This window comes from Streptomyces sp. NPDC086147 (genome assembly GCF_040702165.1).
Lineage (GTDB): Bacteria > Actinomycetota > Actinomycetes > Streptomycetales > Streptomycetaceae > Streptomyces.
Window position 1 is genome coordinate 409,519 of record NZ_JBFBJO010000003.1, and the last position, 21,768, is coordinate 431,286.

Genomic DNA, 21,768 nt, shown 5'->3' on the forward strand with positions numbered 1-21,768 from the left:
CCCGAGGCGGACGCTTGCGCATCCTCCTCGATCAGGAAGGTTTCGACCTCCCCGAAGTCAGGCGCCTGGAAGGGGTTCGTGGTGGGGTGCGGTGATGTCGCAGCGAAACAGGGGAGCGCCCCTTCCGGAGCGGAGAACGGCGAGGTCAGGTCGATGAGAGGGGTCCTCTTCCATGCGGGGCCATGAACGGATCTGGTGTGCCGTGACCGGGCACGGCGGTCCTACAACTTGCTCATCTTGGCGTACGGACTCAGGATCCGCTCTTGCGCCGGGCCGAAATCCACGGCCACCGCGATGCCGTCCTCGATGCCGATGACCCGGCCGAGGCCGTGCACGTCGTGTGTGACCTGGTCGCCCACGGCGAACTGCTGAGGAGGCGGCGCGACCGGGGCTTTGAAGGGGCTGGTGGGCAAAAAACGCTTCGGTGCACTTGGCTTTGTCACTGCTGCCAGTATGCGCCCACGCACACCCGCTACGGCCGTTCACGTCCGCAGCGCGCGGTAGTCGAGGAGGGTCTCGCCGAAAACAACAGCCCCAGGTCTCTGACCTGGGGCTTCGTTCAAGAGCGGATGACGGGAATCGAACCCGCGCTATAAGCTTGGGAAGCTCATGTTCTACCATTAAACTACATCCGCACAGCGGCCCGATGATCTCTGCCGCATCGTTGCACACTGTACCCCATGTGCCACCCGAGGCGAAGTCGCCTTCGCTCCGGCGCGTGTGCGGAGTGCCGTCCCGGGGTGGGGCCCGCGGTCGCCTAATGTGGCTGTCTCGTCCACCGCATGTGTAGGGGAAGGGACTTGATGGGTTCCATGGAGCGCACCGTCGTCCGCTGTGCCGAGGGGCACGTGTTCAGTACCGCCTCGTTCCCGCTCCAGCAGCTCGGGGCCGGGCGGATCGGGCCCGGGCGGCTCATCCGGTGTCCGCGGTGTGCGCGGCTGCGGCACGCCGTGCCGGTGGAGCTCGAACGGAGCTGAGGAAGAGGGCCGGGGGCGCGGAGCCCCGCCGATTGGGGCGGGCCCGCGCCCCCTGCGTATCGTGGGGGCGTGCTTCTCTCAGACAAGGACATCCGGGCCGAGATCGACGCCGGACGGGTGCGCATCGACCCGTACGACGAATCCATGGTGCAGCCCTCGAGCATCGACGTGAGGCTTGACCGCTTCTTCCGGGTGTTCGAGAACCACCGCTACCCCCACATCGACCCCGCCACCGAGCAGCTCGACCTGACGCGCGAGGTCGAGCCGGAGGGCGACGAGGCGTTCATCCTCCACCCGGGCGAGTTCGTGCTCGCCTCCACCTACGAGGTCATCACCCTCCCGGACGACATCGCGTCCCGCCTCGAGGGGAAGAGTTCCCTCGGGCGGCTCGGGCTCGTGACGCACTCGACCGCCGGGTTCATCGACCCCGGGTTCTCCGGGCACGTCACCCTGGAGCTGTCGAACCTCGCCACCCTGCCGATCAAGCTCTGGCCGGGGATGAAGATCGGCCAGCTGTGCATGTTCCGGCTGAGCTCGCCCGCCGAGTTCCCGTACGGGAGCGAGCGGTACGGCTCGCGGTACCAGGGCCAGCGGGGACCGACGGCCTCCCGCTCGTACATGAACTTCCATCGGACCCAGGTGTGAGGCGGTCGCAGTCATGAGTGAAGTACGCGAGAACCTGACGTACGAGGGGTTCGGGCTCGCCGTCCGCGAGCTGGCGCAGACCATCGCCGACGACGGCTACGAGCCCGACGTGGTGCTCTCCATCGCCCGCGGCGGCGTCTTCGTCGCCGGCGGTCTGGCCTACGCCCTGGACTGCAAGAACATCCACCTGGTGAACGTGGAGTTCTACACCGGCGTGGGGACCACCCTGGAGATGCCGGTCATGCTGGCGCCCGTCCCCAACGCGATCGACTTCAGCGACAAGAAGGTGCTCATCGCCGACGACGTCGCGGACACCGGCAAGACCCTCAAGCTCGTCCACGACTTCTGCGTCGACCACGTCGCCGAGGTCCGCTCGGCCGTCATCTACGAGAAGTCCCACTCCCTCGTGAAGTGCGAGTACGTGTGGAAGAAGACCGACGAGTGGATCAACTTCCCCTGGTCGGTCGAGCCGCCCGTCGTCCGCCGCGAGGGCCAGGTCCTCGACGCCTGAGACGCCGGGCCCCAGGTCACGGAGAAGGCCCCCGCCGGATGCCGGTGGGGGCCTTCTCCACATCCGTGCGCGTTACAGCGTGCCCAGCTTGATCAGGCTCAGCAGCGCCACCAGCTGGATCGCCGACGCGCCCAGCGCCTTCGGCCACGGCAGGTCGTGGGAGCGGCTCACCATCACGGTGAAGAGGGCGCCCGCCGCCAGCCAGGTCAGCCAGCCGATGACCTGGACCAGCCCGTTCTCGCCGCCCAGGAAGAGCGCGAAGACCAGCCGGGGCGCGTCCGTGATCGACATGATCAGCATCGACAGGCCGATCGTCGGCTGCCAGGAGCCGTCGCCGCCGAGCTGGCGGGCCAGGGTGTGGGTGACCGCGCCCAGGATCAGTCCGCCGACGACGAAGCCGAGGGCGGTCATCAGGACGTACGGGATCGCCGTCGACAGGGTCGCGTTGATCGCCTCGTCGCGGGCCTTGTCGAAGCCGAAGATCGCCAGCAGGCCGTAGAGGAAGGTGACGATCAGCGCCGGGCCCCAGACGGCGTGGTCCCGCGTCCGCAGGAACGTGTCCGCGGGGCGCAGCACGATGCCGCTCAGGAGGGCCTTCCAGGGGAGCCGGGGGCCCGTCGGGACGGGGGCCGCACCGGCGTGGTGGGGCGTGGCCGGGCCGTACGGGTCGTCCACGCTGAACATCTGCGTGTGGCCCGGGTTGTTCGCCGTGACCGCGTGCGGGTGCTGCTCCTGCCCGTACGGGTCGCCGAAGTACTCCGGCTCGCCGTAGGGCTGCTGCCCACCCTGATGCCCGCCCTGCTGCCCGTACGGCGCCCGGCCCTGGTCCTGCTGGGGCCACTGCTGCCGTGCGTGGGGCGGCGGGGCCGCGTCGTACCCGTACGGCGCCTGCTGCGGTCGTTGTTGCGGGGAGCGGTTGTTCCGGCCGCGTCCGTTCCTGAATCCAGCCACGTCAATGAACGTACCCGCTTCCGCCGGTCGGGCGCTCCTTTGCGGCTGACCTGTGACATCCCCTAAGGGACGGTACGTACGGGAACGGCCGCCCCGCGCATGTCGTGCGGGGCGGCCGTTCTCCGTACTCGGGTGCCGTTACGCGGCGGGCTCCGGCTCCTGCTCCGGCTCCTCCGCCGGCTCCGGGTCGGCCGGGGTCTTCACCGAGTCGAGGAGCAGCTGGGCGACGTCGACGACCGTGACGGACTCCTTGGCCTTGCCGTCGTTCTTCTTGCCGTTGACCGAGTCGGTCAGCATGACGAGGCAGAAGGGGCAGGCGGTGGAGACGATGTCCGGGTTCAGGGACAGGGCCTCCTCGACGCGCTCGTTGTTGATGCGCTTGCCGATCCGCTCCTCCATCCACATCCGGGCGCCGCCGGCGCCGCAGCAGAAGCCGCGCTCCTTGTGGCGGTGCATCTCCTGCTGGCGCAGGCCGGGGACGGCGGACATGATCTCGCGCGGGGGCGTGTAGACCTTGTTGTGACGGCCCAGGTAGCAGGGGTCGTGGTAGGTGATGAGGCCCTCGACCGGGGTCACCGGGATCAGCTTGCCCTCGTCGATGAGGTGCTGGAGCAGCTGGGTGTGGTGGATGACCTCGTAGTCGCCGCCGAGCTGCGGGTACTCGTTGGCGATGGTGTTGAAGCAGTGCGGGCAGGTCGAGACGATCTTCTTCGCCGACTTCGGCTTCTTCGTCGACTCGTCCTCGTCGTCCTCGCCGAACGCCATGTTCAGCATGGCGACGTTCTCGGCGCCGAGCTGCTGGAACAGCGGCTCGTTGCCCAGGCGGCGGGGGGAGTCACCGGTGCACTTCTCCTCGCCGCCCATGATCGCGAACTTGACGCCCGCGATGTGGAGCAGCTCGGCGAAGGCCTTCGTCGTCTTCTTGGCCCGGTCTTCGAGGGCGCCCGCGCAGCCGACCCAGTACAGGTAGTCGACCTCGGAGAGGTCCTCGACGTCCTTGCCGACGATCGGGACCTCGAAGTCGACCTCCTTGGTCCACTCGACGCGCTGCTTCTTCGCCAGGCCCCAGGGGTTGCCCTTCTTCTCCAGGTTCTTGAGCATCGTGCCCGCCTCGGACGGGAACGCGGACTCGATCATCACCTGGTAGCGGCGCATGTCGACGATGTGGTCGATGTGCTCGATGTCGACCGGGCACTGCTCGACGCAGGCGCCGCAGGTGGTGCAGGACCACAGGACGTCCGGGTCGATGACGCCGTTCTCCTCGGCGGTGCCGATGAGGGGGCGCTCGGCCTCGGCGAGGGCGGACGCGGGGACGTCCTTGAGCTGCTCCTCGGTGGCCTTCTCGTCGCCCTCCATGGTCTTGCCGCCGCCCGCGAGCAGGTAGGGCGCCTTGGCGTGCGCGTGGTCGCGCAGCGACATGATGAGGAGCTTGGGGGAGAGGGGCTTGCCGGTGTTCCAGGCGGGGCACTGCGACTGGCAGCGGCCGCACTCGGTGCAGGTGGAGAAGTCCAGCAGGCCCTTCCAGGAGAACTGCTCGACCTGGGAGACGCCGAAGACGGCGTCCTCGGCCGGGTCCTCCCAGTCGATCTCCTTGCCGCCGGTGGTCATCGGCTGGAGGGCGCCCAGGGCGGTGGAGCCGTCGGCCTTGCGCTTGAACCAGATGTTCGGGAAGCCGAGGAAGCGGTGCCAGGCCACGCCCATGTTGGTGTTGAGCGAGACGACGATCATCCAGACGAACGAGGTGCTGATCTTCACCATGGCGGTGAAGTAGATGAGGTTCTGGAGGACGCCCAGGCTCAGGCCCTTGAAGGCCAGGACGAGCGGGTACGAGGCGAAGTACGCGGCCTCGTAGTGCTCGACGTGGTGGATCGCCCCCTCCAGACCGCGCAGCACGTAGATCGCGAGGCCGATGGTGAGGATGACGTACTCGACGAAGTAGGCCTGGCCCGCCTTGGAGCCGGCGAAGCGCGACTTGCGGCCGGCGCGGCCCGGGAGGCTCAGCAGGCGGATCACGATCAGGGCCGCGATGCCGAGGATCGTCATCACGCCGATGAACTCGATGTACAGCTCGAACGGCAGGAAGCCGCCAATCACCGGCAGCGTCCAGTCGGCCTGGAAGAGCTGGCCGAAGGCCTGCGCCAGGGTGGGCGGCAGGGTCAGGAAGCCGACCGCGACGAACCAGTGGGCGAATCCGACGATGCCCCAGCGGTTCATGCGCGTGTGGCCGAGGAACTCCCTGACCAGGGTCACGCTGCGCTGGTACGGATTGTCGGTCCGGGTCCCGGCCGGGACGGGCTGGCCGAGCTTGAAGTACCGGACGAACTGGCCGATGGCACGAGCCAGCAGGGCAACGCCGACCACGGTCAGCGTCAGCGACACAATGATCGCGGCGAGTTGCATGACGGGCTCCTCGAGCGGGCCCGCTCAGTGCCTGAGCTGAGCCTACTAAGCGGTAACTTATTTAGTCCGTGCTGAGATTACCCGTTCGGGGCCCGCTGATGCAGGGGACCTCGCGGTGATCTGTGTCGCTCAGGCAACCCTTGCCGGAGCACGGGCGTCCCTCGCCACGGCCGGGGCGGAGTCCGCCGGAGTCCGGGCGGCTCCCGCCGGAGCTCACGCGACCCCCGCCGGACGGTCCGCCGCGCGGCCCGCCGCACGGCGTCTACGCACTGCTGGAAGGGTACGCGCCAGGACGAGCAGGTCCGTCCCCAGCCAGTGGTGGTCCACGTAGTGGAGGTCGAGCAGCTCCCGCTCCTCCCAGGGCAGGTCCGAGCGGCCGCTGATCTGCCACGGCCCGGTGAGCCCCGGCCGCACGGAGAGCCGGCGGCGCCCCTCGCCCGTGCACTCCCGGTGGCCCGGGGTCAGCGGACACGGCCCGACGAGCGACATCCGGCCGGTCACGACGTGCAGCAGCAGGGGCAGCGCGGCCAGCGGGCCCCTGGTGCGGAAGGTCAGCATCGTGAAGGGCCGGCCCGCCAGGCCCGCCACCGTCCGGCGGCGCAGCACCCCGCGGCCGGGCGTCGCCGGGCCGAGCGCGAGGGAGAGGGCGACGGCGGCGAGCAGCGGGGAGAGGACGGCGAGGAGGGCGAGACCGCCCAGGACGTCGAAGGCGCGCTTGGCCGCCGTTCCCCCGTCGGCCGCCGTTCCCGTACCCGCTGCCATTCCCCCACATCCTTCCGCGTGAGAATCATGGGATATTCGTGGAATATGCCCTCTTTGCCCGGGAAGGGGCACCCGGACTCTCTCACGGGTCGCCCTCCCGGGAAGGGGAATGACGCGCTTCCTCACCCTCCGGGCCGGGCCTTTGAGCGAACGGACCGACGAAGAGTTGAGCCGACTCGACTCAGGTCTGTTGACTCGGTCCCCGGAGTCGTGCATCCTTGAGCCAGTACCACTCAAGTCAGTCAGCTGGAGGAATCGAAATGGCACGTGCGGTCGGCATCGACCTGGGCACGACTAACTCCGTCGTCAGCGTTCTGGAAGGCGGCGAGCCCACCGTCATCACCAACGCCGAGGGCGCCAGGACCACGCCGTCCGTCGTCGCCTTCGCCAAGAACGGCGAGGTGCTCGTCGGCGAGGTGGCCAAGCGCCAGGCCGTCACCAACGTCGACAGGACCATCCGGTCGGTCAAGCGCCACATGGGCACCGACTGGAAGATCGAGATCGACGGCAAGAACTTCAACCCGCAGCAGATGAGCGCCTTCATCCTGCAGAAGCTGAAGCGGGACGCCGAGGCCTACCTGGGCGAGAAGGTCGTCGACGCGGTCATCACCGTCCCGGCGTACTTCAACGACTCGGAGCGCCAGGCCACCAAGGAGGCCGGTGAGATCGCGGGCCTCAACGTCCTGCGCATCGTCAACGAGCCGACCGCGGCCGCCCTGGCGTACGGCCTCGACAAGGACGACCAGACGATCCTCGTCTTCGACCTCGGTGGCGGCACCTTCGACGTGTCCCTCCTGGAGATCGGCGACGGCGTCGTCGAGGTGAAGGCCACCAACGGTGACAACCACCTCGGTGGCGACGACTGGGACCAGCGCGTCGTCGACTACCTGGTGACGCAGTTCCAGAACGGCCACGGCGTGGACCTCGCCAAGGACAAGATGGCTCTCCAGCGTCTCCGCGAGGCCGCGGAGAAGGCGAAGATCGAGCTCTCGTCCTCGACCGAGACCACGATCAACCTGCCCTACATCACGGCCTCCGCCGAGGGCCCGCTGCACCTGGACGAGAAGCTCACGCGCGCCCAGTTCCAGCAGCTCACCTCGGACCTGCTCGACCGCTGCAAGGTGCCGTTCCACAACGTCATCAAGGACGCGGGCATCAACCTCTCCGAGATCGACCACGTCGTTCTCGTCGGCGGTTCGACCCGCATGCCGGCCGTCGCCGAGCTCGTCAAGGAGCTGACCGGCGGTCAGGACGCCAACAAGGGCGTCAACCCGGACGAGGTCGTCGCCATCGGCGCCGCGCTCCAGGCCGGTGTCCTCAAGGGTGAGGTCAAGGACGTCCTGCTCCTCGACGTGACCCCGCTGTCCCTCGGCATCGAGACCAAGGGCGGCATCATGACCAAGCTCATCGAGCGCAACACCACGATCCCGACCAAGCGGTCCGAGATCTTCACGACGGCCGAGGACAACCAGCCGTCCGTGCAGATCCAGGTCTACCAGGGCGAGCGCGAGATCGCGGCGTACAACAAGAAGCTCGGCATGTTCGAGCTGACCGGTCTGCCCCCGGCGCCCCGCGGCGTCCCGCAGATCGAGGTCGCCTTCGACATCGACGCCAACGGCATCATGCACGTGACCGCGAAGGACCTCGGCACGGGCAAGGAGCAGAAGATGACCGTCACCGGCGGCTCCTCGCTGCCGAAGGACGAGGTCGACCGCATGCGCCAGGAGGCCGAGCAGTACGCGGACGAGGACCACCGCCGCCGCGAGGCCGCCGAGTCCCGCAACCAGGGCGAGCAGCTCGTCTACCAGACGGAGAAGTTCCTCAAGGACAACGAGGACAAGGTCCCCGGCGACGTCAAGGCCGAGGTCGAGGAGGCCCTCGCCGAGCTGAAGGAGAAGCTCAAGGGTGAGGACACCGCCGAGATCCGCACCGCCACCGAGAAGGTCGCGGCCGTCTCGCAGAAGCTGGGCCAGGCGCTGTACGCCGACGCCCAGGGCGCCCAGGCGGCCGGTGACGCCGGTGCCGCCGGCCAGGCGAAGGCCGACGACGACGTCGTCGACGCCGAGATCGTGGACGACGAGCCCAAGAAGGGCGGTCAGGCGTGACCGAGGAGACCCCGGGCTTCGAGGAGAAGCCCGACGTCCCCTCCGGCGCCACCCCTGACGACGCCGCCGAGGCCGTCGAGGACTCCGCCCAGGAGGACACGACGGCCCCGGCCGGGGACGCAAGCAGCCAGAAGCCGGCCGCCGACGCGGGCCTCACGGCCCAGCTGGACCAGGTGCGCTCCGCGCTCGACGAGCGCACCGCGGACCTCCAGCGGCTCCAGGCCGAGTACCAGAACTACCGCCGCCGCGTGGAGCGGGACCGGGTCACGGTCAAGGAGATCGCCGTCGCGAGCCTCCTGTCCGAGCTCCTTCCCGTGCTCGACGACGTCGGCCGGGCCCGGGACCACGGCGAGCTCGTGGGCGGGTTCAAGTCGGTGGCCGAATCGCTGGAGACCGTCGTCGCCAAGATGGGTCTGCAGCAGTTCGGCAAGGAGGGCGAGCCCTTCGACCCGACGATCCACGAGGCCCTGATGCACTCGTACGCGCCGGACGTCACCGAGACGACCTGCGTGGCGATCCTGCAGCCCGGGTACCGGATCGGCGAGCGGACCATCAGGCCCGCCCGCGTGGCCGTCGCCGAGCCCCAGCCGGGCGCGGCCCCGGCCAAGGACGAGAAGAAGTCGGCCGACGAGGAGAGCGGTGCCCCCGAGGAGGGGTGACGCAACGATCGTCCGGAAGGAGGGACGTCGATGAGCACGAAGGACTTCGTCGAGAAGGACTACTACAAGGTTCTCGGCGTCCCCAAGGACGCCACCGAGGCCGAGATCAAGAAGGCGTACCGGAAGCTCGCCCGCGAGAACCACCCGGACGCCAACAAGGGCGACACCAAGGCCGAGGAGCGCTTCAAGGAGATCTCCGAGGCGAACGACGTCCTCGGTGACCCCAAGCGGCGCAAGGAGTACGACGAGGCCCGCGCGCTCTTCGGGAACGGCGGCCTCCGGGCCGGCGGCCCCGGGGGCGGCGGCTCGTTCAACTTCGACCTGGGCGACCTCTTCGGAGGCGCCCAGGGCGGCCCCGGCGGCTTCGGCGGCGGGGGCGGCGGCATCGGGGACGTCTTCGGCGGCCTGTTCAACCGCGGCGGGGGCGGCGCCCGCACCCAGCCGCGGCGCGGCCAGGACGTCGAGTCCGAGGTGACGCTCAGCTTCACCGAGGCCATCGAGGGCGCGACCGTGCCGCTGCGGATGTCCAGCCAGCAGCCGTGCACGGCGTGTTCGGGCACCGGCGACAAGAACGGCACCCCCCGGGTGTGCCCGACCTGCGTCGGCACCGGGCAGGTATCGCGCGGCAGCGGCGGCGGCTTCTCGCTCACCGACCCCTGCGCGGACTGCAAGGGACGCGGCCTCATCGCCGAGACCCCCTGCGACGTCTGCATGGGCAGCGGCCGGGCCAAGTCCTCCCGCACCATGCAGGTCCGCATCCCGGCCGGCGTGAGCGACGGCAAGAAGATCCGGCTGCGCGGCAAGGGGGCGCCGGGCGAGCGCGGCGGGCCCAACGGCGACCTGTACGTCGTCGTGCACGTCGACGCCCACCCGGTCTTCGGCCGCCAGGACGACAACCTCACCGTCACGGTGCCGGTCTCCTTCACGGAGGCGGCGCTCGGCGGCGAGGTGAAGGTGCCGACCCTCGGCGGTCCCGCGGTCACCCTCAAACTGCCTGCGGGCACGCCGAACGGCCGGAAGATGCGGGCCCGGGGCAAGGGCGCGGTCCGCAAGGACGGCACGCGCGGCGACCTGCTCGTCACGGTCGAGGTCGCCGTGCCGAAGGAGCTGGACGACAAGGCACGCGAGGCCCTGGAGACCTACCGCGAGGCGACCGCCTCCGAGGACCCGCGGGCCGAGCTGTTCCAGGCCGCGAAGGGAGCGTGACCCGGTGGAAGGGCGCCGACGCAATCCGTACGAACTGACCGACGAGTCGCCGGTGTACGTCATCTCGGTGGCGGCCCAGCTCTCCGGTCTGCACCCCCAGACCCTCCGTCAGTACGACCGGCTCGGTCTGGTCTCCCCGGACCGCACGGCGGGCCGGGGGCGGCGCTACTCGGCCCGTGACATCGAACTGCTCCGCCAGGTGCAGCAGTTGTCGCAGGACGAGGGCATCAACCTGGCCGGGATCAAGCGCATCATCGAACTGGAGAACCAGGTCGCGGCGCTCCAGAGCCGGATCGCCGAGCTGTCGGCGGCGGTGGACGGCGCGGCGGCGGCGATGCGGCAGCGCGAGGCCCAGGTGCACGCCTCCTACCGGCGCGACCTCGTGCCGTACCAGGACGTGCAGCAGGCGAGCGCGCTGGTGGTCTGGCGCCCCAAGCGCGGCGAGTAGCCCCGCACTTCGCCCTCACGTCGCGAGGCCCCTCCGCATCCGCGGAGGGGCCTCGCGCGCGTCCCGGGGGCTCAGGGGATCAGCTCGGCCACGATGTCGCCGACCGTCTCCCACCAGGGGGCCGCGCCCGTGCCGAAGGCGGCGGCGAGGGCGGTGCCGACGGCGAGGTCGAGCGGTTCGGGGGCGCGGTCCGGCAGCCACTCGGCGTCCACGCGCCCGTCCCCGCTGGAGACCAGGGTGCCGAGCCGCCGCCCGTTCCGGGTCAGCCGGCTCTCCGCGTACGAGCAGGGGACGAGCCGGTGGCGGGCCCCGCCGACGACGGCGTCCACCCGGTAGGAGCGGCGCAGCAGCCGCCCCCGGGCGGGACGGAGGACGGCCGGTGCGCCGTCCACGGTGAGCGTGAGGAGGGCCGCCTTGCGGGTGCCGATCGGGACGTGGTCCACGGGCGCGGTCCCGGGGGCCCGTACGAGCTCCACGACGGGCAGTCCCGGCCCGGAGACGCGCAGGGTCCCGGCGGGCCCGTCGAGTTCGATCCGTACGTCCGCGTCCCTGTTGATGGGGGTGTTCACCGTGCTGGTTCGTCCTGTTCGAGGATGCCGGACCGGGCGATGAGGTAGCCGAGCTGGGCCCGGCTGCCGCTGCCGAGGGTGGCGGCGAGTTTGGCGATGTGGGCCCGGCAGGTGCGCACGTTCATGCCGAGCCGGCGGGCGATGGCCTCGTCCACGTGCCCCTCGACGAGGAGCCGGGCGATGGAGCGCTGGACGCCGCCGATGCCGTCCACGGACGGCTTGTAGGGGATCTCCTCGTCCCAGGGCACGCCGTGCAGCCAGAACTGCTCGAAGACGCCGACGAGGTACTGGACGAGCCCTTCGTGGCGCAGCTCCAGGGCGACCTGGCGGTCGCTGCGGGCCGGTACGAAGGCCACCTTCCGGTCGACGATGATCAGCCGGTCGATGATCTCTTCCAGGGTGCGCAGGACGAGCCCGTAGGGGGCGACCCGCTCGACGTAGGCCAGGGTGGCGGGATGGTGCCGGGCGGTGTGCTGGTAGAGCGTGCGCATGCGGACGCCCCGGTCGAGCAGGGGTTCCATGCGGCGTAGGGCCGCTTCGAGGGTCTCGGGCCGGCGTCCGCTGCCCGGCTGGACGGTGAGGAGTTCCGTCGTGCACTCGTTGATCACCCGGTCCAGCGTGGCGTTGATGACACTGAGGCCTTCGAGGACGGTGATCGCCTGTGTGGCGGAGGGGTCCGGCGTGTGGATCGCGAGGAACGGCTCGAACACGTCGGCCAGGGCGATGGCGTGCTGGCGGCGCGCCTGGATCTCCTGCTCTATGGGATGGATGAGCTGGTTCAGGGCGATCGTGGGCGGGATCGGGTGCAGCCACTGGCTGTCGTCCGGATCCGGGTGCAGGAGCGACAGTTCCTTCAGACAGGGGGCGGCCTCGGCCTCGGAACGGGCTATTCGGCCCGTGCGGAGGGCTTTCGCGTACAGGTCCTTGCCCACGGCGCACAGTTCCCCGTGACTGTGCTTATGTACGGAAGCGTCACATTCAAGCCCCATTTACACCCCCTCAGGGTCATGCATTACAGGAACATGATGCCCGGCTTGGGTGGTGAAAAGGAGCTGGTGTGAGCCATCGTCTAAAGCGCGGGGGGGAGGTAGTGATCAAAAGAGGTGGAGATCGGCCATGACCAGGATGGTTCGTGCACTTGGCGCCATAGCCGTTGCGGCGGCTGCTCTCGGTGCGCTCGCCGTTGGCGAGCCCTCGTGGGAGACGCACCCGGCGCACTCGGTGGCGGGGCAGAACGAGCCCTCGTGGGAGACCGCCCCGGCGCGCGAGCTGCTCGCCAAGCCCGGTGAGCCCTCGTGGGAGACCGCCCCGGCGCATGGGGTGCTCGCCAAGCCGGGCGAGCCCTCGTGGGAGGTCGCCCCGCTGGAGGGGGAGCCCTCCTGGGAGATCGCGCCCAGGGGCGTCGGAGCGTGAGCGTCCCACCGGACGACCGCAGGTTCCGTCGGGAGATGGCCTCGGCCTACCGGTCGGGCTGGCACTTCGTCGACCTCGCCACGGCCATCCCCCACCGTGGCGACTCGCTGAAGGTCACCCTCTTCGGAGAACCGATCGTCGTCGCACGGGAGCAGGACGAGGACGTCCGCGCCTACCGGTGCCTGCGCCGGCCGCGCGGTGCCCCGCAGCCCATCCGCTGTGCCATCCGGTACGGCATGATCTTCGTCAACCTCGACCAGCGGGACCACCAGCTGATCGAACCCGAGACCATCACCGCCACCCCCCGCAGTGCCTGAGCGATCCCCCCGTCGTTGTAGGTCGCCCAGGTACTTCCCCCACACAGCGGCGCCATCGCGGACCTGAAACGCGATGGCGCCGCTGTGCTGCGTCCGTGTTCTTCCGGGCGCCCGCCGCGCCTTCTCCCGGGGCCCTGACAAGCCCCGGGCGCTCCGCCGTCGCCTCAGGCCCGGCCCATCGCCCGCGTGAGGGCGATCTCGATCACGACCCGGTCCGGGTTCGGGGTCGGCGTGCGGCCGTAGCGCTCCGCGTAGCGGGCCACGGCGTCCCCGACGGCCTCCGGCTCCGTGCGGATCCGGGCGACGCCCTCCAGGGTGGCCCAGCGCCCCCTGTCGACCTGGCAGACCGCGACCCGCGCGCCCTCCGCGCCCGCCGCCAGGACGTTGGCGACCTTCCGGCTGTTCTTGTTGGTGATCACCCGCGCGTACCCGCCCTCGGGGTCGTACGTGACGCCGACCGCGACCACGTGCGGGGTGCCGTCCGGCCGCGGGGTGGTCAGGGTGCACATGTGGTACTCGCGCCAGAAGCCGAGGTACGAGTCGGTGGGGTTCCTGGGATCCGTTGCCATGCCCGGAAACTACCCGGGGAGGCCTCCCTCCGTTAACTTGAGCGCTATCGACTCAACTTTGTGTACTCTTGAGGAGTCACCGAAGTCATGGAGCGGATCCGGACGGATCCGCGAGGCACCCGCACGCCGAGGAGGAGCACCGCACATGGACGCCGAACTGACCAACAGGAGCCGGGACGCGATCAACGCGGCCACCAGCCGCGCCGTGTCCGAGGGACACCCGGACCTGACCCCGGCCCATCTGCTGCTCGCCCTCCTCGCCGGCCAGGACAACGAGAACATCACCGACCTGCTCGCCGCCGTCGAGGCCGACCAGGCGGCCGTGCGCGCCGAGGCCGAGCGGCTCCTCGCCGCCCAGCCGAGCGTCACCGGCTCCACGGTCGCGCCCCCGCAGCCCAACCGCGAGCTGCTCGCGGTCATCGCGGACGCCTCGCGGCGGGCCAAGGAGCTCGGGGACGACTTCCTCTCCACCGAGCACCTCCTCATCGGTGTCGCCGCCGAGGGCGGCCGGGCCGGTGAGATCCTCGACCGGCAGGGCGCGAGCGCGAAGAGGCTGCTGGACGCCTTCGAGACGAGCAGGGGAGGACGCCGGGTGACCACACCCGACCCGGAAGGGCAGTACAAGGCGCTGGAGAAGTTCGGCACGGACTTCACCGCCGCCGCGCGCGAGGGCAGGCTGGACCCGGTCATCGGCCGGGACCACGAGATCCGGCGCGTGGTCCAGGTGCTCTCCCGCCGCACCAAGAACAACCCGGTCCTCATCGGCGAGCCCGGCGTCGGCAAGACCGCCGTCGTCGAGGGCCTCGCCCAGCGGATCGTGAAGGGCGACGTCCCCGAGTCCCTGAAGAACAAGCGGCTCGTCTCGCTCGACCTCGGCGCGATGGTCGCCGGCGCGAAGTACCGCGGCGAGTTCGAGGAGCGCCTGAAGACCGTCCTCTCCGAGATCAAGGAGAGCGACGGGCAGATCATCACCTTCATCGACGAGCTGCACACGGTCGTCGGCGCGGGCGCCGGCGGCGACTCCGCCATGGACGCGGGCAACATGCTCAAGCCGATGCTGGCCCGCGGCGAGCTGCGCATGGTCGGCGCGACCACCCTGGACGAGTACCGCGAGCGGATCGAGAAGGACCCCGCCCTGGAGCGCCGCTTCCAGCAGGTCCTGGTCGCCGAGCCGACGGTCGAGGACACCATCGCGATCCTGCGCGGCCTCAAGGGCCGGTACGAGGCCCACCACAAGGTGCAGATCAACGACTCCGCCCTGGTGGCCGCCGCGACCCTCTCCGACCGGTACATCACCTCCCGCTTCCTGCCCGACAAGGCCATCGACCTCGTCGACGAGGCGGCCTCCCGGCTCCGCATGGAGATCGACTCGTCCCCGGTCGAGATCGACGAGCTCCAGCGCTCCGTGGACCGGCTCCGCATGGAGGAGCTGGCCCTGAAGAACGAGACGGACGCGGCGAGCAAGCAGCGCCTGGAGAAGCTGCGGCGCGACCTCGCCGACCGCGAGGAGGAGCTGCGCGGCCTCACCGCCCGCTGGGAGAAGGAGAAGCAGTCCCTCAACCGGGTCGGCGAGCTGAAGGAGCGCCTGGACGAGGCCCGCGGCCGTGCCGAGCGCGCCCAGCGCGACGGCGACTTCGACACCGCCTCCAAGCTGCTCTACGGCGAGATCCCGGCCCTGGAGCGGGAGCTGGAGGAGGCCTCGGAGGCCGAGGCCCAGCAGGAGTCCTCGAAGGACACCATGGTCAAGGAGGAGGTCGGCCCCGACGACATCGCGGACGTGGTCGGCTCCTGGACCGGCATTCCCGCCGGCCGCCTCCTGGAGGGCGAGACGCAGAAGCTGCTCCGCATGGAGGACGAGCTCGGCAAGCGGCTCATCGGCCAGTCCGAGGCCGTCCGGGCCGTCTCCGACGCGGTGCGCCGCACCCGCGCCGGGATCGCGGACCCCGACCGGCCCACCGGCTCCTTCCTCTTCCTCGGCCCGACCGGCGTCGGCAAGACCGAGCTGGCGAAGGCGCTCGCGGACTTCCTCTTCGACGACGAGCGGGCCATGATCCGCATCGACATGTCGGAGTACGGCGAGAAGCACTCCGTCGCCCGCCTGGTCGGCGCGCCCCCCGGCTACGTCGGCTACGAGGAGGGCGGCCAGCTCACGGAGGCGGTCCGCCGCCGCCCGTACAGCGTGGTCCTGCTCGACGAGGTCGAGAAGGCGCACCCGGAGGTCTTCGACGTCCTGCTCCAGGTCCTGGACGACGGCCGGCTCACCGACGGACAGGGCCGGACGGTGGACTTCCGCAACACCATCCTGATCCTGACCTCGAACCTGGGCAGCCAGTACCTGGTCGACCCGGCGACCTCGGAGGAGGTCAAGAAGCAGCAGGTCCTGGAGGTCGTGCGGGCCAGTTTCAAGCCGGAGTTCCTCAACCGGCTGGACGACCTGGTGGTCTTCTCGGCCCTCGACCGGGCCGAGCTGGGCCGGATCGCCCGGCTCCAGATCGACCGGCTCGCCAAGCGGCTCGCCGAGCGGCGCCTCACCCTGGACGTCACCCCGGAGGCCCTGGAGTGGCTGGCCGAGGAGGGCAACGACCCGGCGTACGGAGCCCGGCCGCTGCGCCGCCTGATCCAGACCGCGATCGGCGACCGGCTCGCCCGGGAGATCCTGGCGGGCGAGGTCGTGGACGGCGACACGGTGCGGGTGGACCGGGTCGGGGACGGCCTGATCGTGGGCCCGGGCACCGGCAAGACCCTGTAACACGTTTTGCGATACGCTGCCTCCATGGGAACTCTGAACGTCCGCACGGACGAGTCCATGGAGGCAGCCATAAGGGCGCTCGCGGAGGAGTTCGGCTCGCGCAGCGAGGCCGTGCGCTACGCCCTCCTGCGCACCTACAAGGAGCGGCTGATCGAGCAGGCGAAGTCCGACGCGGCCCGCGTGGCGGCGGACCCCGACGACCAGGCCGAGATGCTGGCGATCCAGCGCTTCATGGGCGTCGCCGAGTGATCTTCCGGGGGGCGATCGTCGAGATCCGGCGGATTCCCGGTTCCCGGGGGCACGAGCAGCAGGGGAACCGCTACGCCGTCGTGATCCAGTCGGACCAGTTCGCGACCTCGATGGTGACGGTCGCGATGACGTCGACCGGCGCCGCGCCGACGGTCTACCGGCCGGAGATCGAGTTCGACGGCCGGACGACCCGGATCCTCACCGACCAGATCTACTCCGTCGACCCGACCGCGCGCTTCGGCGCCTTCAAGGGCGCGCTCGACGCCGAGGAGCTGAGGGACCTCGACCGGGCCCTCATGCTCAAGCTCGGCCTCTTCTGACGGCCTGGGGTTGCCACAACGGGCCCGGGATGGGAGAGGATGGCGAGCATCCGTACGAAGGGAAATACACGGTGAGCATCGACCCGTCCTCGATTCCGAATTTCGGGGGCCAGCCCCAGCCTCAGGCCGCAGGACCGGCGGGCCCCGTCGTCCCCGACCAGGACCTCGTCAAGCAGCTCCTCGACCAGATGGAGCTGAAGTACGTCGTCGACGACGAGGGTGACCTCGCGGCGCCGTGGGAGGAGTTCCGCACCTACTTCATGTTCCGCGGCGAGGACGAGCAGCAGGTCTTCTCGGTCCGGACGTTCTACGACCGCCCGCACTCGGCCGACGACCGCGTGAAGATCCTCGACGCGATCGACGACTGGAACCGCCGCACCCTGTGGCCCAAGGTCTACACCCACCTGCACGAGGAGGAGGACGGCTCCGCCACCCTCCGCCTCATCGGCGAGGCCCAGATGCTGATCGGCACCGGCGTCGCCCTGGAGCACTTCGTGTCCTCCACGGTCAGCTGGGTCCGCGCCTCCATCGAGTTCGACAAGTGGATCGTGGAGCAGTTCGGCCTGGAGTCCCCGGAGGACAAGGCCGGCGGCGACGAGGCCTGAGCCCCACCGGAGCGCGAAGGAGCCCGGCCCCCCGCCACGGGGAGCCGGGCTCCTTCGTTCTTTTCCCCTAGGCCAGCCGCCTGAGCCGTGCGACGGCCTCCTCCAGGACCTCGGTCTTCTTGCAGAAGGCGAAACGGACGAAGGGGGCGCCCGCCTCGCGGTCGTCGTAGAAGACGGCGTTGGGGATGGCGACGACGCCGGCGCGCTCCGGGAGGGAGCGGCAGAAGGCGAAGCCGTCGGTGGCGCCGAGGGGGCGGATGTCGGTGGTGACGAAGTAGGTCCCGGACGGGCGGTAGACCTCGAAGCCCGCCTTCGCGAGGCCCTCGCCCAGCAGGTCCCGCTTGGCCGCCAGGTCGGCGCGCAGTCCGTCGAAGTACGCGTCCGGGAGCCGGAGCGCCTCGGCGACCGCGTACTGGAACGGGCCGGAGGAGACGTAGGTGAGGAACTGCTTGGCCGAGCGGACGGCCGAGGTCAGCTCGGGGCTCGCGGTGATCCAGCCGACCTTCCAGCCCGTGAACGAGAACGTCTTGCCGGCCGACGAGATGGTGACCGTGCGCTCCCGCATGCCCGGCAGGCTCGCGATCGGCACGTGCTCGGCGCCGTCGAAGACCAGGTGCTCGTAGACCTCGTCCGTGACGACCAGCAGGTCCCGCTCGACCGCGAGCTCGGCGACGGCGGTCAGCTCGGCCCGGGTGAGGACGGTGCCGGTGGGGTTGTGCGGGGTGTTGAGCAGGATCAGCCGCGTCCGGTCGGTGATGGCGGCCCGCAGCTCGTCCAGGTCGAGGACGTAGGCGCCCTCGTGGGGCCGGAGGGTGACGGGGACGCGAGTGCCGCCGGCCATCGCGACGCAGGCCGCGTACGAGTCGTAGTACGGCTCCAGGGCGATCACCTCGTCGCCCGGCTCGACCAGGGCGAGGAGCGAGGCCGCGATCGCCTCGGTGGCGCCCGCCGTGACGAGGACCTCCGTGTCGGGGTCGTACTCCAGGCCGTACCGCTCCCGCTGGTGGTCCGCGATCGCCGTCCGCAGCTCGGGGACGCCCGGCCCCGGCGGGTACTGGTTGCCCCGGCCGTCCCGCAGGGCGCGCACCGCCGCCTCCCTGACCTCTGCCGGACCGTCGGTGTCGGGGAAGCCCTGGCCGAGGTTGATCGCGCCGGTCCCGGCGGCGAGCGCGGACATCTCGGCGAAGATCGTCGTGCCGAACTCGGCGAGGCGGCGGTTGAGCGGCGGTCGTGTCATGCCCGCCATCCTGGGCCCAAGCTCTGGACTTGCTCAAGTGTGCTTTGGGCCGGGAACGGCATGGGAATCTCCCTCGCACAGAAGAACGGGGGAAGTACTCATGGCACTCTTCATCGGCATCGTCCTCGTGGTGGCGATCATCATCGTGGTCGTTCTCGTCGCCACCGCCGAGAAGCGGCGCGCGGCCGCCGCGCAGCGCGCCGCCATCCGCAAGTCCCTCGCCGCGTACCGCGTCGCGGCCGCCCGCTCCGGGAACGCGAAGCGGAGCGGGCGGCGGAAGAGCGGCAGCAGCAGTGGCAGCAGCGGCGGCTGGATCGACGGGGGCAGCTCCTGTGGTTCCAGCAGCTCCTGTGGTTCCAGCAGCTCCTGTGGTTCCAGCAGTTCCAGCTGCGGCGGTGGCGGCTGCGGCGGCAGTTGAGCGGGCGGGCCGCCGGCCACGGGGGTGTCGGCGGCCCGTCGGTACGTGTGTGCGGGCAGTGGTCCCGTGCGTGGGGGCCGGCGGCGGGCGGCGGCATCGAGCACACGGGGTCGTCCGCCGGCGTGCGCCCCGGCGGTCGATTCCGGTTGAACAATTGAACTGTGGAGTCCCCGAAGGGGTTGGAAAACACGGCAAGTTGGGTAAAACCGCTGCGAGTCGTCCGGCGTCCGTGGTTCTCTCGCTCCTGACAGAGACAGCCCTCGGACCGCGTGTGGACCCGAGCCGGCGATTCCCCACTCCCGTTGAAAACCCTCACCGGGGCGCCCCCGGCCCACCCGTCAAACCGTGTTTGCGGAGCCGACCCATGCTCACCACCCTGAAGACCTCCTACACCGATACGCGCGCGGCCGACCTGGCCTGGGCGCTCGGGCGCGAGCCGCTGCCCGCCCTCGCCGTCCTCGACCTCGAACTCTCCGGCGCCAAGCTCCAGTTGAGGCTGCTCGGCGCCTCCCACCAGGTTCTCCTGGAGGAGGAGGGGCGCACCTGTTCGGAGACCGTGGCGTGCATGCCCGGCAGCAGCACCCCGCTCCCGCTCGGTGTCTCCAAGCGCGTCGGCGGCTGGGACTACGAGTTCGCCGCGCGCGTCGAGACGCTCTCGGACGGCTCCTTCGCGGGCCGCGCGCAGGAGTTGCTCGCCCTCGTCGCCGACCACCCCCACGGTCTCGCCGGCACCTTCCCCGGCTCCCCGCACGCCTTCACCGCGATGCTGGCCCAGCGCCACGAGGGCCAGGTCCGCTGGCGCACCTGGCACGCCTACCCGCAGGAAGGGCAGTTGGTGGTGACCAGGACCAGGATCGGCGCGCGCATGCCCGCCGCACTCTGATGCGCCCCCCGAAAGCCCCCTGCGCACTCGTCCGGGTGACCGGGGGTCCTCGGGGCGTGACGTAGCGTTACCGCATGATCGAGCCGACCCTGACCGTGCCACCCGAGGAACGGGCACGGCGGGCGCCTGCGCGGCGGCCCGTCCGGCCGCGCGAGGCGGTACGGTTCCCGGTCCTCGCGGTGGTCTTCGTCTGCGCCGCCTGCGGCCTGGTCTACGAGCTCGAACTGGTGGCGCTCTCCTCGTACCTGATCGGGGACTCGGTCACCCAGGCCTCCGTCGTGCTCTCCGTGATGGTCTTCGCGATGGGGGTGGGCTCGCTCCTCGCCAAGCGGCTGCGCTGCCGCGCCGCCGTCGGCTTCGGCCTGGTCGAGGCCGCGCTCGCGCTGGTCGGCGGCTGCTCGGCGATGGTGCTGTACGCGGCGTTCGCCTGGTTCGGCGAGTCGCGGTACGTGGTCGTGGCGTTCTCGCTCGCGATCGGCGTGCTCATCGGCGCGGAGATCCCCCTCCTGATGTCGCTGATGCAGCGCACCGGGCGGAAGGCGGGGGCCGGGGAGCCGGACGACGCGGCCGGGACGGTCGCCGACCTCTTCGCCGCCGACTACGTCGGCGCGCTGGTCGGCGGCCTCGCCTTCCCGTTCCTGCTGCTTCCCTGGCTCGGCCAGCTCACCGGCGCGCTCGTCACCGGCGCGGTGAACGCCGTCGCGGGCGGCGGGCTCGTCCTCTGGGTGTTCCGCCGCGACCTGGCCACCCGCTCCCGCGCCCTGCTCCTCGCCGTGAACCTGGGCGTCCTGGCCGTCCTCGGCACCACGACCGTCCTCGTCGACGACTTCGAACAGGCCGCGCGCCGGGCCGTCTACGGGGAGGACGTGCGGGTCGCCGTCCACACCGACCTCCAGGAGGTCGTGGTGACCGGGGGCCCCGAGGAGCCGCCCGACCTGTTCCTCGACGGCCGGCTGCGGGTCTCGGGCCGGGACGAGTACCGCTACCACGAGGCGCTCGTCCACCCCGCGATGAACGGCCCGCACGCGCGCGTCCTGATCGTCGGCGGCGGGGACGGGATGGCCGTCCGCGAGGTGCTGCGCCACCCCGACGTCCGGTCCGTGACCGTCGTGGAGCTCGACCCCGGGGTCGTCCGCCTCGCCCGCACCGATCCGGCGCTCGTCCGGCTCAACGCGCGGGCGTTCCTCGACCCGCGCGTCCGGGTCGTCCACGAGGACGCCTTCCACTGGCTGCGGGGCGCCGCCGACCGGGTGCGGGAACGTTACGACGTGGTCCTCTCCGACCTGCCCGACCCCGGGATCACCTCCAGCACCAAGCTGTACTCGGAGGAGTTCTACGGGCTCGTGGCCCGGGTCCTCGGCCCGTCCGGGCGGTTCGCCGTCCACGCCGGCTCGGTCACCGACCGGCCCCGCACCTACTGGACGGTCGACGCCACCCTGCGCGCCGCCGGCTTCGCGACCCGGCCCTACAGCGCGAGCGGCCGCACCCCCGGCTTCGCCGCCGGCCCCGACCGCGCCGACCGCGCCACCGGTACGGGGCCGGGGCCCTGCGACTGGGGCTTCCTCCTGGCGGTCCCGGGCGACCGGCCGCCCGCCCTCGGCCTCGCCCCCGACGCGCCCCGGCCGCGCTCGCTCGACGCGGACGCCCTGGCGGTCGCCGCCGGCCGCGCCGAACGGACCCGGGGCGCCGGGGCCCCGCCCTCCTCGACGCTGGTGCACCCGAGGTACGGCGACTGAGGACCGGGCCCGAGGCCTTCGATGCGGGGCGAACAGGCG

General features: G+C 70.8%; 24 protein-coding genes and 1 tRNA gene. 16 read left to right on the forward strand and 9 right to left on the reverse strand.

The annotated features are described in order from the left end of the window. Nucleotides 1–221: 221 nt before the first annotated feature. Together AB0398_RS09970 and AB0398_RS09975 are read right to left on the reverse strand one after the other, a co-directional pair. Nucleotides 222–443, reverse strand: a complete 222-nt coding sequence (locus AB0398_RS09970) for a hypothetical protein (protein WP_366373452.1) — start codon at nt 441–443, stop codon at nt 222–224. Nucleotides 444–564: 121 nt separating this feature from the next. After that, nucleotides 565–635 (reverse strand) — tRNA-Gly (locus AB0398_RS09975). Between the two features lie 168 nt (nt 636–803). Between AB0398_RS09975 and AB0398_RS09980 the strand changes: the two genes are divergently transcribed. From AB0398_RS09980 to AB0398_RS09990, 3 genes are all read left to right on the forward strand, one after another. Next, nucleotides 804–977, forward strand: coding sequence for a hypothetical protein (locus AB0398_RS09980; protein ID WP_366373454.1), 174 nt, complete (start codon nt 804–806; stop codon nt 975–977). Between the two features lie 69 nt (nt 978–1,046). Continuing rightward, nucleotides 1,047–1,622 carry a dCTP deaminase gene (dcd, locus tag AB0398_RS09985; RefSeq protein WP_362104232.1) on the forward strand — a complete coding sequence of 192 codons (576 nt, stop codon included), beginning with the start codon at nt 1,047–1,049 and terminating at the stop codon, nt 1,620–1,622. Nucleotides 1,623–1,635: 13 nt separating this feature from the next. After that, on the forward strand, nt 1,636–2,133 hold the full coding sequence (locus AB0398_RS09990; RefSeq protein ID WP_062754055.1) for a phosphoribosyltransferase: 498 nt from the start codon (nt 1,636–1,638) through the stop codon (nt 2,131–2,133). A 72-nt stretch (nt 2,134–2,205) separates the two neighbouring features. Here AB0398_RS09990 and AB0398_RS09995 read toward each other — a convergent pair whose 3' ends face one another. The 3 genes from AB0398_RS09995 to AB0398_RS10005 all read right to left on the reverse strand — a co-directional run bounded on the left by AB0398_RS09995 (nt 2,206) and on the right by AB0398_RS10005 (nt 6,246). Then, entirely contained in the window at nt 2,206–3,084 is an 879-nt protein-coding gene (locus tag AB0398_RS09995; protein WP_366373455.1) for a YIP1 family protein, read from the reverse strand. 138 nt (nt 3,085–3,222) lie between these two features. Continuing rightward, on the reverse strand, nt 3,223–5,484 hold the full coding sequence (locus AB0398_RS10000; protein ID WP_366373456.1) for a (Fe-S)-binding protein: 2,262 nt from the start codon (nt 5,482–5,484) through the stop codon (nt 3,223–3,225). A gap of 213 nt (nt 5,485–5,697) precedes the next feature. Beyond that, a complete protein-coding gene (locus AB0398_RS10005; protein ID WP_366373458.1) occupies nt 5,698–6,246 on the reverse strand; it encodes a sugar transferase in 549 nt (182 codons plus the stop codon). A 260-nt stretch (nt 6,247–6,506) separates the two neighbouring features. On the opposite strand from AB0398_RS10005, the gene dnaK reads away from it, so the two are divergent. Genes dnaK through AB0398_RS10025 form a run of 4 tightly spaced genes read left to right on the forward strand, consistent with a single transcriptional unit; the run spans nt 6,507 to nt 10,664 of the window. Next, on the forward strand, nt 6,507–8,351 hold the full coding sequence (gene dnaK, locus AB0398_RS10010; protein WP_366373459.1) for a molecular chaperone DnaK: 1,845 nt from the start codon (nt 6,507–6,509) through the stop codon (nt 8,349–8,351). Continuing rightward, entirely contained in the window at nt 8,348–9,010 is a 663-nt protein-coding gene (gene grpE, locus AB0398_RS10015; protein WP_366373461.1) for a nucleotide exchange factor GrpE, read from the forward strand. Before dnaK ends, grpE begins: the two co-directional genes overlap by 4 nt. A gap of 30 nt (nt 9,011–9,040) precedes the next feature. Continuing rightward, the gene (dnaJ, locus tag AB0398_RS10020; protein WP_366373463.1) at nt 9,041–10,216 is read left to right on the forward strand and encodes a molecular chaperone DnaJ; all 1,176 of its coding nucleotides are present in this window, start codon (nt 9,041–9,043) and stop codon (nt 10,214–10,216) included. A gap of 4 nt (nt 10,217–10,220) precedes the next feature. Then, on the forward strand, nt 10,221–10,664 hold the full coding sequence (locus tag AB0398_RS10025; RefSeq protein ID WP_121830304.1) for a helix-turn-helix domain-containing protein: 444 nt from the start codon (nt 10,221–10,223) through the stop codon (nt 10,662–10,664). Nucleotides 10,665–10,735: 71 nt separating this feature from the next. Here AB0398_RS10025 and AB0398_RS10030 read toward each other — a convergent pair whose 3' ends face one another. Next, nucleotides 10,736–11,233 (reverse strand): hypothetical protein, encoded by a 498-nt coding sequence (locus AB0398_RS10030; RefSeq protein ID WP_366373465.1) that lies wholly within the window; start codon nt 11,231–11,233, stop codon nt 10,736–10,738. Next, entirely contained in the window at nt 11,230–12,222 is a 993-nt protein-coding gene (locus AB0398_RS10035) for a helix-turn-helix transcriptional regulator (RefSeq protein WP_366373466.1), read from the reverse strand. Before AB0398_RS10035 ends, AB0398_RS10030 begins: the two co-directional genes overlap by 4 nt. A 127-nt stretch (nt 12,223–12,349) precedes the next feature. On the opposite strand from AB0398_RS10035, the gene AB0398_RS10040 reads away from it, so the two are divergent. Together AB0398_RS10040 and AB0398_RS10045 are read left to right on the forward strand one after the other, a co-directional pair. Further along, nucleotides 12,350–12,646, forward strand: a complete 297-nt coding sequence (locus tag AB0398_RS10040) for a hypothetical protein (protein WP_366373468.1) — start codon at nt 12,350–12,352, stop codon at nt 12,644–12,646. Then, entirely contained in the window at nt 12,643–12,963 is a 321-nt protein-coding gene (locus AB0398_RS10045) for a hypothetical protein (protein ID WP_030206166.1), read from the forward strand. The genes AB0398_RS10040 and AB0398_RS10045 overlap by 4 nt, the downstream gene beginning before the upstream one ends. Nucleotides 12,964–13,127: 164 nt before the next feature. On the opposite strand, the gene AB0398_RS10050 is transcribed toward AB0398_RS10045, so the two are convergent. Continuing rightward, on the reverse strand, nt 13,128–13,532 hold the full coding sequence (locus tag AB0398_RS10050) for a TIGR03618 family F420-dependent PPOX class oxidoreductase (protein ID WP_366373470.1): 405 nt from the start codon (nt 13,530–13,532) through the stop codon (nt 13,128–13,130). 145 nt (nt 13,533–13,677) lie between these two features. Between AB0398_RS10050 and clpB the strand changes: the two genes are divergently transcribed. From clpB to AB0398_RS10070, 4 genes are all read left to right on the forward strand, one after another. Beyond that, nucleotides 13,678–16,281 (forward strand): ATP-dependent chaperone ClpB, encoded by a 2,604-nt coding sequence (gene clpB, locus AB0398_RS10055; protein ID WP_366373471.1) that lies wholly within the window; start codon nt 13,678–13,680, stop codon nt 16,279–16,281. A gap of 24 nt (nt 16,282–16,305) precedes the next feature. Further along, nucleotides 16,306–16,530 (forward strand): hypothetical protein, encoded by a 225-nt coding sequence (locus AB0398_RS10060; RefSeq protein ID WP_033208190.1) that lies wholly within the window; start codon nt 16,306–16,308, stop codon nt 16,528–16,530. Further along, nucleotides 16,527–16,850, forward strand: a complete 324-nt coding sequence (locus AB0398_RS10065; protein WP_366373473.1) for a type II toxin-antitoxin system PemK/MazF family toxin — start codon at nt 16,527–16,529, stop codon at nt 16,848–16,850. Before AB0398_RS10060 ends, AB0398_RS10065 begins: the two co-directional genes overlap by 4 nt. 71 nt (nt 16,851–16,921) lie before the next feature. Beyond that, on the forward strand, nt 16,922–17,455 hold the full coding sequence (locus AB0398_RS10070; protein WP_366373475.1) for a YbjN domain-containing protein: 534 nt from the start codon (nt 16,922–16,924) through the stop codon (nt 17,453–17,455). A gap of 67 nt (nt 17,456–17,522) precedes the next feature. Here AB0398_RS10070 and AB0398_RS10075 read toward each other — a convergent pair whose 3' ends face one another. Continuing rightward, on the reverse strand, nt 17,523–18,701 hold the full coding sequence (locus AB0398_RS10075) for a pyridoxal phosphate-dependent aminotransferase (RefSeq protein WP_366373477.1): 1,179 nt from the start codon (nt 18,699–18,701) through the stop codon (nt 17,523–17,525). Nucleotides 18,702–18,792: 91 nt separating this feature from the next. Here AB0398_RS10075 and AB0398_RS10080 point away from each other — a divergent pair, with 91 nt between their 5' ends. From AB0398_RS10080 to AB0398_RS10090, 3 genes are all read left to right on the forward strand, one after another. Next, nucleotides 18,793–19,110, forward strand: coding sequence for a hypothetical protein (locus AB0398_RS10080; protein ID WP_366373479.1), 318 nt, complete (start codon nt 18,793–18,795; stop codon nt 19,108–19,110). A 364-nt stretch (nt 19,111–19,474) separates the two neighbouring features. Beyond that, entirely contained in the window at nt 19,475–19,993 is a 519-nt protein-coding gene (locus AB0398_RS10085; RefSeq protein WP_366373481.1) for a DUF2617 family protein, read from the forward strand. A gap of 74 nt (nt 19,994–20,067) precedes the next feature. Further along, on the forward strand, nt 20,068–21,729 hold the full coding sequence (locus tag AB0398_RS10090) for a polyamine aminopropyltransferase (RefSeq protein ID WP_366373482.1): 1,662 nt from the start codon (nt 20,068–20,070) through the stop codon (nt 21,727–21,729). Nucleotides 21,730–21,768 lie beyond the last annotated feature (39 nt).

Bases quoted from the DNA above. Each gene is read 5' to 3' on its own strand.
- AB0398_RS09980 (WP_366373454.1), top strand. From the start codon at position 804: ATGGGTTCCATGGAGCGCACCGTCGTCCGCTGTGCCGAGGGGCACGTG.
- AB0398_RS09990 (WP_062754055.1), top strand. From the start codon at position 1,636: ATGAGTGAAGTACGCGAGAACCTGACGTACGAGGGGTTCGGGCTCGCC.
- AB0398_RS10000 (WP_366373456.1), bottom strand. From the start codon at position 5,484: ATGCAACTCGCCGCGATCATTGTGTCGCTGACGCTGACCGTGGTCGGC.
- AB0398_RS10005 (WP_366373458.1), bottom strand. From the start codon at position 6,246: ATGGCAGCGGGTACGGGAACGGCGGCCGACGGGGGAACGGCGGCCAAG.
- dnaK (WP_366373459.1), top strand. From the start codon at position 6,507: ATGGCACGTGCGGTCGGCATCGACCTGGGCACGACTAACTCCGTCGTC.
- dnaJ (WP_366373463.1), top strand. From the start codon at position 9,041: ATGAGCACGAAGGACTTCGTCGAGAAGGACTACTACAAGGTTCTCGGC.
- AB0398_RS10035 (WP_366373466.1), bottom strand. From the start codon at position 12,222: ATGGGGCTTGAATGTGACGCTTCCGTACATAAGCACAGTCACGGGGAA.
- AB0398_RS10040 (WP_366373468.1), top strand. From the start codon at position 12,350: ATGACCAGGATGGTTCGTGCACTTGGCGCCATAGCCGTTGCGGCGGCT.
- AB0398_RS10050 (WP_366373470.1), bottom strand. From the start codon at position 13,532: ATGGCAACGGATCCCAGGAACCCCACCGACTCGTACCTCGGCTTCTGG.
- clpB (WP_366373471.1), top strand. From the start codon at position 13,678: ATGGACGCCGAACTGACCAACAGGAGCCGGGACGCGATCAACGCGGCC.
- AB0398_RS10060 (WP_033208190.1), top strand. From the start codon at position 16,306: ATGGGAACTCTGAACGTCCGCACGGACGAGTCCATGGAGGCAGCCATA.
- AB0398_RS10075 (WP_366373477.1), bottom strand. From the start codon at position 18,701: ATGGCGGGCATGACACGACCGCCGCTCAACCGCCGCCTCGCCGAGTTC.
- AB0398_RS10080 (WP_366373479.1), top strand. From the start codon at position 18,793: ATGGCACTCTTCATCGGCATCGTCCTCGTGGTGGCGATCATCATCGTG.
- AB0398_RS10085 (WP_366373481.1), top strand. From the start codon at position 19,475: ATGCTCACCACCCTGAAGACCTCCTACACCGATACGCGCGCGGCCGAC.
- AB0398_RS10090 (WP_366373482.1), top strand. From the start codon at position 20,068: ATGATCGAGCCGACCCTGACCGTGCCACCCGAGGAACGGGCACGGCGG.